The organism is Pontimicrobium sp. MEBiC01747 (assembly GCF_053601635.1).
Genome location: NZ_JBSHNS010000560.1, coordinates 1 through 11,092 on the forward strand (window position 1 = coordinate 1; position 11,092 = coordinate 11,092).

General features: G+C 31.2%; 12 protein-coding genes and 1 other RNA gene. 4 read left to right on the forward strand and 9 right to left on the reverse strand.

Annotated features, from left to right (window positions below; all coding sequences use genetic code 11):
• Positions 1 to 236 precede the first annotated feature (236 nt).
• The 8 genes from ACVC2P_RS18690 to ACVC2P_RS18725 form a co-directional block, all read right to left on the reverse strand.
• Positions 237 to 554: a hypothetical protein gene (locus ACVC2P_RS18690; protein ID WP_452599968.1), complete on the reverse strand. Its 318-nt coding sequence runs from the start codon at positions 552 to 554 to the stop codon at positions 237 to 239.
• A 77-nt stretch (positions 555 to 631) separates the two neighbouring features.
• Entirely contained in the window at positions 632 to 1,150 is a 519-nt protein-coding gene (locus ACVC2P_RS18695; protein ID WP_452599969.1) for a DinB family protein, read from the reverse strand.
• Positions 1,151 to 1,302: 152 nt separating this feature from the next.
• A complete protein-coding gene (locus ACVC2P_RS18700) occupies positions 1,303 to 1,647 on the reverse strand; it encodes a hypothetical protein (RefSeq protein WP_452599970.1) in 345 nt (114 codons plus the stop codon).
• Between the two features lie 217 nt (positions 1,648 to 1,864).
• A complete protein-coding gene (locus ACVC2P_RS18705; RefSeq protein ID WP_452599971.1) occupies positions 1,865 to 2,191 on the reverse strand; it encodes a hypothetical protein in 327 nt (108 codons plus the stop codon).
• A 34-nt stretch (positions 2,192 to 2,225) separates the two neighbouring features.
• Positions 2,226 to 2,711 carry a methyltransferase domain-containing protein gene (locus ACVC2P_RS18710; protein WP_452599972.1) on the reverse strand — a complete coding sequence of 162 codons (486 nt, stop codon included), beginning with the start codon at positions 2,709 to 2,711 and terminating at the stop codon, positions 2,226 to 2,228.
• Positions 2,712 to 2,769: 58 nt separating this feature from the next.
• A complete protein-coding gene (locus ACVC2P_RS18715; RefSeq protein WP_452599973.1) occupies positions 2,770 to 3,165 on the reverse strand; it encodes a hypothetical protein in 396 nt (131 codons plus the stop codon).
• 12 nt (positions 3,166 to 3,177) lie between these two features.
• Positions 3,178 to 5,646, reverse strand: coding sequence for a TonB-dependent receptor (locus ACVC2P_RS18720; RefSeq protein WP_452599974.1), 2,469 nt, complete (start codon positions 5,644 to 5,646; stop codon positions 3,178 to 3,180).
• 83 nt (positions 5,647 to 5,729) lie between these two features.
• Positions 5,730 to 7,427 (reverse strand): M23 family metallopeptidase, encoded by a 1,698-nt coding sequence (locus ACVC2P_RS18725; RefSeq protein ID WP_452599975.1) that lies wholly within the window; start codon positions 7,425 to 7,427, stop codon positions 5,730 to 5,732.
• 177 nt (positions 7,428 to 7,604) lie between these two features.
• Between ACVC2P_RS18725 and ACVC2P_RS18730 the strand changes: the two genes are divergently transcribed.
• The 4 genes from ACVC2P_RS18730 to rny all read left to right on the forward strand — a co-directional run bounded on the left by ACVC2P_RS18730 (position 7,605) and on the right by rny (position 10,000).
• Positions 7,605 to 7,895 (forward strand): hypothetical protein, encoded by a 291-nt coding sequence (locus ACVC2P_RS18730; RefSeq protein ID WP_452599976.1) that lies wholly within the window; start codon positions 7,605 to 7,607, stop codon positions 7,893 to 7,895.
• 19 nt (positions 7,896 to 7,914) lie between these two features.
• Positions 7,915 to 8,208, forward strand: coding sequence for a cell division protein ZapA (locus tag ACVC2P_RS18735; RefSeq protein WP_452599977.1), 294 nt, complete (start codon positions 7,915 to 7,917; stop codon positions 8,206 to 8,208).
• 56 nt (positions 8,209 to 8,264) lie between these two features.
• A non-coding RNA gene (gene ssrS / locus ACVC2P_RS18740) (6S RNA) lies at positions 8,265 to 8,372 on the forward strand.
• Between the two features lie 53 nt (positions 8,373 to 8,425).
• Entirely contained in the window at positions 8,426 to 10,000 is a 1,575-nt protein-coding gene (gene rny / locus ACVC2P_RS18745) for a ribonuclease Y (RefSeq protein WP_452599978.1), read from the forward strand.
• 60 nt (positions 10,001 to 10,060) lie between these two features.
• On the opposite strand, the gene ACVC2P_RS18750 is transcribed toward rny, so the two are convergent.
• On the reverse strand, positions 10,061 to 11,092 hold a 1,032-nt coding region (locus ACVC2P_RS18750; RefSeq protein WP_452599979.1), incomplete at its 5' end, for a PAS domain-containing sensor histidine kinase.

The following is an 11,092-nucleotide window of genomic DNA, read 5'->3' on the forward strand; positions in this document are numbered from 1 at the left end:
GATTAATTTGGTTCTGAATTATTTTCTCGCAATTGAAAATAAAATTTGGGTTATCGTTTTGTTTCTCTATCAGTAGTTTCATTTAATGTATTGTTGGAGACGTATTCGTGTATGGTTTCGTTGCAAAAAATGTTCAACAGACTTTTTAGTTGTAACCGAAAGATAGCAAATTGTAATGAATTTAGAATAAAGACTCAGTCGCAGTTAGCTATAAGTGTTGTTGTATGTAGTTTTACTTAATTTTCTCTTGTAAATTCCATTACCCAATTTGTTTGCCACTCCTTTGTTTTTTCATCAAAATAGGCCTGTTCCCAAAGCGCAGTATTTTCAGATTGCTTTTTCCAAGTAAACCGTAATTTGTATTCTTTTCCTAGATATAATTCTTTACCATAAAACTCTCCAATTCCATTTTTTAATTCTCCAATGACTTGTTCCTTTAAATAGTTTTCGGGACTTGATGTGTCTGTCCAATAAATTGTCCAAATATTTGTTTTAGGGTTAACCATTCTAATACTAAACCCGATAAAATCATCTCCAAAGTGAGATGATTCCATTTGCCGATTAAAAAATTAAAGTTTTGAATTTCGATAAGTGCATTATTTGCTTTTGTATTTATGTCCATATTCAATTATTAAACATATTTTTCTCTAACTACATTCATGTGATGTATCTCGTGCCCTGCAATAATAAAAGCCAGCGCTAAAGGCGAAACAGGAGCATTACTTGCCGTACCAATCCTAGATAAGGCTACATCATCTAAATTTCTGACTAAAGCAATTGTTGCCATTCTAACGGCTCGATATTCACTCATAATGGATTCAGCAGAACGATTAGCTGCATTCATAAAAGGAGTAAATTCATCTTGGTCAAATCCAGATAATGGGGTCGCATCATTTCGTGCAATACGAAGCGCCCGATAAGCCAAGATTCGTTCAACATCCATCATATGAATTAAGACTTCTTTTATAGTCCATTTTTCTTCAGCGTAAGCATAATCCCATTTATTCTTAGGCCATTCTCTAAAAAACTGTTCGATATCTGTTAGTTGATTTTTTAAAGCAGCAATAATATTTTCGGTTTCCACCAAATTAATATATCGTTTAAAATAGTTACTCGATTCGTTAGTTTGAAGTTTTCGTGGTGTCATCATGATTTTATATTGTGTTTTTTAACTCTGAATCATTTGTTCTCATTCACTAAATAAATTTAGTTAATCATTTTAGTAGTCAGCCTCGCCCAATTCTATTTCTCCAACTTTAAAACCTAGCTTTTTTGTCTCATTTCTTTGTTGGCAATAGTTTTTTAATTAAAATCGTTAATCTTTACATCTGATACTTTTAGAATCATTTGTATTGTTATTATTAACTCCTTTAGAGGTGTGTTTATTTTCTGTTTATTCAAACAGCTTAAATTATATGAGATACTATTGCTAAGATTACCAGCGCTTAGCTCAATATTATTCCCATCATGACATGATGAAGAATAATTAAAGACATCACTATTATTAATTTTGTAAAATTGACTAACAAGTGTTTTGTATTTTAAATTGCTAATTGAAAGGGTTTTAGTTTTTCTTTTTTTCGTAATTCTTTTGCAGTATTCAATTTTTATATCTGTTGGATTATTTTCACCATTATAGATAATCATTATTTCTATGTCTGAACAATTTTTAATTGATGACACTTTATATTTAAAATTAATAAAACTTAGATTGTCATTCTGCGCGTTCGTAAAATGAATAAATGTAATGAGCAAGAAAAATAATTTAAATTTCATAATATAATTATTGTAGCGTCAATATATATCTACCTTATCAAATAGATTGTATGTAAGTATTACATTTTGTAAAATAAAATAGGTCTAATTAGTCAACCTCACCCAATTCTATCTCTCCAACTTTAAAACCTAGTTTTTCGGTTGCTATTCGTTTTATATTTAATTTCCATGTTTCCCATTCTTCATCTGGCATTAATGCTGTAAATTGTAATCCTCCAGGTTCTACAGAAGCAGTAATGTGTTTTTCTGTGTCATTAAAACTAAACCAAAAGGGGAGTCCTTTTGTTGTAAGTGTTTTATTAGTTTCAAAACCTAACCAACCGTTTAAATCTTTATAAATTTCTGGTATAGTGGTTTGCCAGATTTCTTCAGGTAAATCATATCGAATATTCAGATTCATTACTTGTGTTTTCATAACTAGGTTCTAAGCTCTAGGTGCAAACGATAATTTATTTTTTTATATAAAAATAAATAGTAGTTATCATTCCATTTTTTAGAGTTACTTCTTTTATTAAATCTGCTTCCCAAGCAGGAATATCAAAATCATGAGTAACGATTCGAGCACCTTTTTTTAGCTCGTTTTCAAGTTTTAAAGAGAGGTGTCCTAGTGCATTTCGGGTTAAATAAAGAATTAGTGCATCAATTTTAGAGATATCGGCAGTATAGAAATCTGTATTTTTAATGGTTATTTGTTTCGTTAATTGCGCTTTTTCAATATTGGTATGTGCGTCTTTAATTGCTTCAGGTAATACTTCGTATCCTATACCGTTAATTTTAGCAAAAGAACAGGCTTGTATTAAGGCTCTAGCGTCTCCGCAACCTAAATCGCATAATAGTTCTCCATTTTTAAGGTTTAGCAGCTTTAACTTCTCGTGTATTAATGCTTCAGAAGTTTTAGCGTACGGATCGTTAACTTTAATTGGAGGGTACTTCATTGTCTTTTTCTGTTGCTGTGCGTATTAATTATAGAGATTAATAGTGTAAGACTAGAGGTTATTCTATTCTTTTCATAAAAAAGGATGATTTGTATTCATAGTCTTTAATAGTGCAAGTAAAAGAAATTTTATCGCCTTCTATTTTGGTGATTTCTACGATTAATTCCTGTCCTATAAAACTTTTAACAACTTCATCTTTGCTAGAAGTTTCTAGGTATGTAAATATATAGGTGCAGTTATCTACCCATTGTATAGACCCTTTTATAGTTTCTCCTGTATCTAAGTTTGTTTCTGTTTGTTCCGTTTCTGTTCGTTCTATTAATGTGCGTATGCCTACAGAGGCATCGTCTAAACGAAACTTACCAACACGAAGTGATCTACAATCTTGTTCTTGTGCGAAAGCAAAATTTACAGAGAACCCAATAAAAACTAGTATTGTAATAAGTTGTTTCATAAATTAAGTCTTTTAAAAACGCATCGTGGTTCTAACATTAAATACACGAGGTGTTAAAAAGTTAGGAATAGCATATTGGCGTTTGCTGTATACATCTCTTACCCAAGTATTGGTTATAGAGTTTTGATTGTCGAAAATATTAAAGATTTCGAAGCCAAAGGAAAGGTTTTTAAATGGTTTTTTCCATCCACTATCAAATTGTTTGTTTTCGTCTACTAATACAAATTGGAATCCAATATCTGCACGACGGTAATCTGGTAATCTACTTTGAAAAACGTATGGGTCTGCAAAACTAGGGGAGCCTCCTGGTAAGCCTGTATTGTATACTAGGTTTAAATACATTTTCATGTTAGGAATATTTGGCACATAGTCTTGAAATAAAGCTGCAAATTTTAAGCGTTGATCTGTTGGTCGAGGAATGTAGCCACGATTATTAATGTTTTCTTCAGTTTTTAAATAACCAAAACTAAACCAACTTTCTGTTCCTGGCACAAATTCACCATTCAACCTTAGGTCTAAACCGTAAGCATAGGCTTCTGCTGTATTATTTGCTCTGTATCGTATACGCACATTTTCTACTGTATATGGGTTAACGTCTGTTAGGCTTTTGTAGTAAGCTTCTGTTGTTAGTTTAAAAGGCCTGTCCCAAATTTTAAAGCTATAATCGTTTCCTAACACTAAATGAAATGACTTTTGTGCTTTTACATTTGGTTGTACAACACCATTAGCAGCTCTTAATTCTCTATAAAATGGGGGTTGGTAATATAAACCACCACTTACTCTAAATAACATATCTTTTTCCCAATCTGGCTTTATAGCAAATTGAGCTCTTGGGCTAAATACGGTTTGCCAATCACTATCTATATTAGAACCTTCATCGTTTACATTCCAACTATGCGCTCTAACACCTGCATTATACCAAACATCGCTATTGCCTAATTTAGAGCGTTTACTCCATTGTAAGTATGCTTGTAAACGATTTATTTGCGTGTTATTTCTTGCTTGTACATTTTGGAAAGCTACTAGGGGTGTAGTGTCTGGCGTGTAGGGTTGATCGTTAAAGCCACCAACATCTGGCGGGTTAATGGAAAAGCCCGCAGAATCTATAACTTCCCATTCTATTAAACGGTCTCTAATGTCTTCGTTTGTATATTTTAAAGACCATTTAAATTCATGTTCATCTTTGTTGTAGGTTCCTTTATGTTCAATAGTTGTTATTAGGGCGTCTAAATCATTTCTACCATGATTTAATTGTCCTCCAATACCTTCGCTAAATTCTACTTCTCCTAAATCTTCATCTCCAATATTACTGTTTACTTCTCCTAAACGGTACTCGGCCAAAATATCGAAGTGCTCTTCTTCTGTAGTATGATAGGTAGAGGTTACTAAACTTAAATTTAAATTATCGTTTACTTCGTATGTTCCTTGTAATGCTCCAAATAGTGTTTGGTATGAATCCCGTTCTTGCCCTTCGTAGAAGACTAATAATGCTAGAGGATTATCTAATGTACCAAAATTGGTTTGGCGTGTTTGTGGTTCGTAATTGTATTTATTAATGGATGCATTACCTAAAAAGCTTAACTCAAATTTATCTGTAAACTGGTAGGTTAAATAACTTTGTAAGTCTGCAAATTTAGGGTCGTAGTTTGTTTCTGTTTCTTTTGCATTTACTAATAAACTATTATCTCTGTAACGTAAGCCAACAATACCAGTAAATTTAGAGTCCTTACTTCTAGTTTCTACTGCAACGCTACCACCAAGTAGGCTTAAATCTGCTGAGACCCCAAATTCTATAGGTTTTTTATAAGTAATGTCTAAAACCGAAGATAATTTGTCTCCGTATTTTGCTTGAAAACCACCCGCAGAGAAGTCTACATTAGAGACTAAATCGCTATTTACAAAACTTAATCCTTCTTGTTGGCCAGAACGTATTAAAAAAGGTCTATAGACTTCAATGCCATTAACGTAAACTAAGTTTTCATCAAAATTTCCTCCTCGAACTGAGTATTGTGTGCTTAATTCATTATTGCCACTAACTCCAGGTAATGTTTTTAATAAGTTTTCTACACCAGCATTGGCTCCAGGTATTTTTCTAATAACTGCTGGTTTTATAGTAACAACGCCTTCTACATCTTTTCGTTTTCTACCACTTAATATAACTTCTTCAAACTGCTCTATGGTGGCACTCATAACAGGATTAAACTCAAAAGATTCTCCATTTTTTAGGTTAACCGTTATTGTTACATTTTTATGTGATATGTGTGAAAAAATAATTTTTACGTCTGTATTAGCTGGTACTTTAAGTTCGTAAAAACCATTTTCGTTAGTTTGTGTGCCGTCGCTACCTGCTTTTATATTTACGCCTTCAATTGGCAAATTGTCCTCTGTTAAAATAATTCCATTAAGCGTTCCTGTTTGCGCAAGACTTAAAAAAGGTAATAGAAAAATAATAGCTTTTAATAAGTTTAATTTAGTTGTCAAGGTGGTATGGTTTATGTCATTTAGTATAGTCTGCAATTAAACGTTTTAAACGATTTATTAGTATAAAATGCAGGCAGTATTAATTATTTTCTGTAAAATATAGCTTCAAAAGTAGCACTATTTCCAACATTATCGGTAACAATTACTTTTAAATTATTTTTAGTATCTGTAATTATACCGTCATTAAAATCATAGGTTAATATTTTCTTTTTATAATCGTATTCCATTAAAATCCATTTTCCATTAACCGTGGCTCTGTAATTAGATATACCTGTTGTTTTATCATTTATTTTAAGTTTTAAAAATCGGTACTTACTTAGCCAAGATCCATTTTTAAAATTTAAAGGTTTAATAGTTGGTTTATCGGTGTCTCTTGCTAGAGTATAGGTTCCTAAATCTTTAGTTCTGGTACTTAAAGTGTTTCCTTTTCTTTTTGTTGGGGAGTAACTTGGAAAATTATTCCAGCCAATAAGTTCTGCTATATATAATTGATTACGGTCTTCTTTATTATATTGTGTTATATCATATGTTATGGTGAAGTATTTTTTTACAGGAATTGTAGGTTTATGTAAAGTTAACGTATCGTTTTTTACATTAAAATCTATAAAAAAATCATCGTAAAAAGTATGTTCTGGAATGCTAACAGAAACATTATCTTTAGATAAATTGGTTGCTTCGCTAGAAAGCACATAATCCTGTGTAGTCACAGGGTTTTCTGTATCGTTAGGAAGCTTGTTTTCGCCTTTTATGGTTATGTTTAAAATAGAGGTGTTAGCTTTAAAATCGCTAACCTTTACTTTATATACAGTAGCTGTACTGTCGCTAATATTAATATAACCATTGTCTATGGTATTATCATAGAGACTTAATGGATTGTTCTTTTCTATAAATAGTTTTTGAAGCTTTTGTTTTTTTGTTTTATAATGTTCGTAGTCTATTAAACGGTTTAAATGTTTTGTTTCAGAAAACGAAAAACGTCTAAAGTCGATTTCAAAATTTTCGATACCGTTATAAAACGTTTTTATATTATATACTCCATTTTTATTACCAGCGAGATCTTGCCTGTCTATTGTTTCTATACTAAAGCCTATTGTTCCATAAGCTTTTATAGGCTCTACTTTATAATTTCCATCTTTTAGAGGGATTAAACGTAGTTTTTGTTTTTTGCTAGAGCCATTAATATGTGCATTTTTACTAATAGGGTAGGCGTATATGTTAGAAATAACAGGCTTCCTAGTGTCTTTTACATCTATTCCAAATAACATAGGGTTGATTGGACGTTCTTGATTGTCTCTAATTTCAAAATGTAAATGTGGTCCGCCAGAACTACCTGTATTACCTGTAAAGGCTATAATATCATTTTTACGTATTATTAATTCATCCTCGTTTGGGAATAATTCTATCTCAAAGGATTCTTTTTCGTATTGCCTTTTCTTTATGTAGGCTTCTATTTCTGGAGAAAACTTTTGTAAATGGGCATAAACACTTGTATAACCGTTTGGGTGTGTAACGTATAAAGCTTTGCCATATCCGTAATGCGCAATTTTTATTCTACTTACATATCCATCTGCTATACCATAGACTTTTAATCCTTCTACTTGTTTTGTTTTAATGTCTAAACCAGAATGAAAATGATTAGAACGCAATTCTGCAAAAGTGCCAGCTAAAACAACCGTAATGTCTAATGGTGATCTAAAATAATCTTGAGGGTATTGACTTTGTCCGTAAAGAGACGTACTTAAAAGTAAAAGTAAAAGTAAAAGCAAAAGGAGTTTTTTCATAAAAAATCTTGTTAATGCTAATGTATAAATTAGATTGCAATTACCAAAGATAAATCAAATACTAAGCCATAGTATTGATTATGAGGAGTAAGATTAAAAAAATAAATTTTATATAAAAACTATTGTAAAATAGGGGTAATTCTGTTAACTTTGTAAGATAAGTATTGATATTTGTAAATGAGTAATATTGAAGACATTGTTAATGCTCTTGAGATAAAAATAAGTAAAGTTTTAAATTCATTAGACGATTTAAAGCAAACTAATTTAGAATTAACTCAAGAATTAGAGCAAAGTCAAAATATAATTCAAAGCCAAAAAGCGGAATTATCCAATTGGAAGGAAAAATATGAAACGCTAAAAATGGCAAACACAATACTAGGCAGTGATAATGATAAAAGAGAAACTAAACTCAAAATAAACGCATTAATTAGAGATATAGATCATTGTATTGGTCAATTATCAGAATAATGCAAACATAGTGTTACTTATGGCAGAAAAGCTTAAAATAAAGCTTTCTATAGCTAATAGAGTTTATCCTTTAACGATACAACCGAGTCAAGAAGAAGGATTAAGAATAGCAGCTAAGAAAATAGATACCATGATTGCACAATTTGAGCAAAGTTATTCCGTTAGAGATAAACAAGATGTTTTAGCCATGTGTGCTTTACAATTTGCATCTCAAGTAGAACAGAAGGCTTTGGATAAAGAACATGTAGATGAACATATCGAAGAAAAGTTAAATGCTTTAAACACGGTATTAGATTCTTATTTAGGTTCTTAAAACGTTCTTATAAATAAAATAAAGGTTACTGCCTACATTAATTATTTTTTTGATAAACTCAACGTTAATTCTTTAAAAAGGGTGAGTTTAAGTTGTAAAAGCGGGCTGTCTTAGAACAGATACTTGATCAGCTTGTTAGCCCTAAACTTGTTTTTAAGGAGTTTATACAAAACTAAAATTAGTGTAGGCTTTTTTTATATATTAAACTAACTAAAAAATGAATGAAATAATTCTATCAATTGTAGGAGGTATCGCAATAGGGGCTATAATTGGGTTTATTGTAGCTAAAGTACTAGAGCGAAACAATGCTTCCAAACTTATAAAGAGCGCTAAAAAATCGGCTTCAGCGATTTTAAGAGAAGCTAAAAATGAAGGAGAAACTATTAAAAAGGATAAAATACTTCAAGCAAAAGAAAAATTTATTGAACTAAAAGCAGAACATGAAAAGGTTATTTTATCTAGAGATAAGAAAATAGCCGAGGCGGAAAAACGCACTAGAGATAAAGAATCTCAAATATCTAACGAACTCTCTAAGTCTAAAAAAGCGACTGCAGCTGTAGAGGCTAAATTAAATGATTACAATCATAGAGTAGATGTTTTAGAAAAAAAACAAAACGAATTAGATAGATTACATAAAAGTCAAGTAGAGCAATTAGAAGTTATTTCTAGTTTATCTGCAGAAGAAGCAAAAGCACAATTAGTTGAATCTTTAAGAGGAGAAGCTAAAAGTGATGCTATGGCTTATATTCAAGATAAAATTGAAGAAGCTAAATTAACGGCTCAGCAGGAAGCTAAGAAAATTATAATTAATACTATACAACGTATTGGTACAGAGGAAGCTGTAGACAATTGTGTGTCTGTATTTAATATAGAATCAGACGATGTTAAAGGTAGAATTATTGGTCGAGAAGGACGTAATATTCGTGCTATAGAAGCCGCTACTGGGGTAGAAATTATTGTAGACGACACTCCTGAAGCTATTATTTTATCGTGTTTTGATTCTGTAAGACGTGAGATTGCAAGATTATCGCTTCATAAATTAGTTACAGATGGTAGAATTCACCCTGCAAGAATTGAGGAAATAGTTAAAAAGACTCAAAAACAAATAGAGCAAGAAATAATAGAGGTTGGTAAACGTACAGTTATAGATTTAGGAATTCATGGATTACATCCAGAATTAATAAAAATGGTAGGGCGTATGAAGTATCGTTCTTCTTATGGACAAAACTTATTACAACACTCTAGAGAAGTTGCTAAACTATGTGGTGTAATGGCTGCAGAATTAGGCTTAAATTCTAAATTAGCTAAACGTGCTGGATTATTACACGATATTGGTAAAGTGCCAGACGCCGAAACAGACATGGAAACTCCTCACGCAATTTTAGGAATGCAATGGGCAGAAAAGTATGGTGAAAAACCAGAAGTATGTAATGCTATTGGGGCACACCATGATGAAATAGAAATGAAGTCGTTATTATCGCCAATTATTCAGGTTTGTGATGCAATATCTGGTGCAAGACCAGGTGCAAGACGTCAAGTTTTAGATTCTTACATACAACGATTAAAGGATTTAGAAGAAGTAGCCTTTGGGTTTAATGGAGTAAAGAAAGCGTATGCAATACAAGCTGGTAGAGAGCTTAGAGTTATTGTTGAGAGTGAAAAAGTAAATGATGAAAAAGCAGCAGATTTATCATTTAATATTTCTCAAAAAATACAAACAGATATGACATACCCTGGCCAAGTAAAAGTTACAGTAATAAGAGAGACAAGAGCTGTTAATATAGCGAAATAAAGTTTTAAAAATTACTAGAAAAACAAAAAAGCAATCTTTAATTAAAGATTGCTTTTTTGTTTAGTCTATAGCTTTGTTTGGTATATTTATAATAAATTCTGTACCTTCTCCTACTTTACTTTTTACATTAATTTGTCCTCCAAAAGCTTCAATTTGACTTTTTATGAGATATAAACCAATGCCTTCAGCATTTTCATTTAAATGGAACGTTTTATAAAGTCCAAAAATATCGTTACCATATTTGTTTAAATCTATCCCCAAACCATTATCTGAGACTTTAATGATTATATGGTCTGAATCATCAATAAAAGCTTTTAACGTTATTATTGGGTCTCTTTTAGGGTGTTTATATTTTATAGCATTAGATAAAAGGTTTTGAATAATGCTTTCCATGTATGCTGGACTAAAATGAATAAATAAGCGTTCGTCTATTTCATTATTTATACATACTCTGTTTTCTTTTATTATTATATCTAATAAGTGAATAACTCGCTTAATATATTTAGATATATATATCTTTTCGATCTCTAATTCTTTTTTAGTACCAACAGAGACAATTTGTTTTAAATCATTAATAGTTTTACTTAGAGAAGAAGATACTATTTTTAAATAAGCTATAGTTTCTTCTTTTTCGCTTTCATCTTTTGCCTCATCATAAAACTGAAGTAAACTATTAAAGTTACCAGAGTGTTCTTTTAGGTTATGGGTAACTATATGTGCAAAGTTTTGTAGTTTCTTATTTTGCTCGGTAACTAAATCAAGAGACTTTTTTATTTTTTTCTCATTTTCAACACGATCGGTAATATCTATGTGTGTACCAATAACTCTAACAGCTTTACCAGCTTCATCTTTTTCTATAACTTTACCTTTGTCTAAAATCCATTTATAACTCCCGTCATTTGCTAAAACACGATGCTCATTACAGTAAATAGGATGTAGGCCGTTTAGGTGATCTTGGAAATCTTGAAAATATTTTTGTTTGTCGTCTGGGTGAACTCTATCATTCCAGTTTTGAGAATTAGATCCAAAATTGTTATACTCTCCATCGTTATAACCTAGTATGCGTTTAGATTCTTTAGAGTAAAAGACAGC

Excerpts from the sequence above, each read along its gene's own strand:
- ACVC2P_RS18725 (WP_452599975.1), bottom strand. The coding sequence starts at position 7,427 with ATGAAAAAACTCCTTTTGCTTTTACTTTTACTTTTACTTTTAAGTACG.
- rny (WP_452599978.1), top strand. The coding sequence starts at position 8,426 with ATGAATGAAATAATTCTATCAATTGTAGGAGGTATCGCAATAGGGGCT.
- ACVC2P_RS18700 (WP_452599970.1), bottom strand. The coding sequence starts at position 1,647 with ATGATTATCTATAATGGTGAAAATAATCCAACAGATATAAAAATTGAA.
- ACVC2P_RS18730 (WP_452599976.1), top strand. The coding sequence starts at position 7,605 with ATGAGTAATATTGAAGACATTGTTAATGCTCTTGAGATAAAAATAAGT.
- ACVC2P_RS18695 (WP_452599969.1), bottom strand. The coding sequence starts at position 1,150 with ATGATGACACCACGAAAACTTCAAACTAACGAATCGAGTAACTATTTT.
- ACVC2P_RS18735 (WP_452599977.1), top strand. The coding sequence starts at position 7,915 with ATGGCAGAAAAGCTTAAAATAAAGCTTTCTATAGCTAATAGAGTTTAT.
- ACVC2P_RS18690 (WP_452599968.1), bottom strand. The coding sequence starts at position 554 with ATGGAATCATCTCACTTTGGAGATGATTTTATCGGGTTTAGTATTAGA.
- ACVC2P_RS18705 (WP_452599971.1), bottom strand. The coding sequence starts at position 2,191 with ATGAAAACACAAGTAATGAATCTGAATATTCGATATGATTTACCTGAA.
- ACVC2P_RS18715 (WP_452599973.1), bottom strand. The coding sequence starts at position 3,165 with ATGAAACAACTTATTACAATACTAGTTTTTATTGGGTTCTCTGTAAAT.
- ACVC2P_RS18710 (WP_452599972.1), bottom strand. The coding sequence starts at position 2,711 with ATGAAGTACCCTCCAATTAAAGTTAACGATCCGTACGCTAAAACTTCT.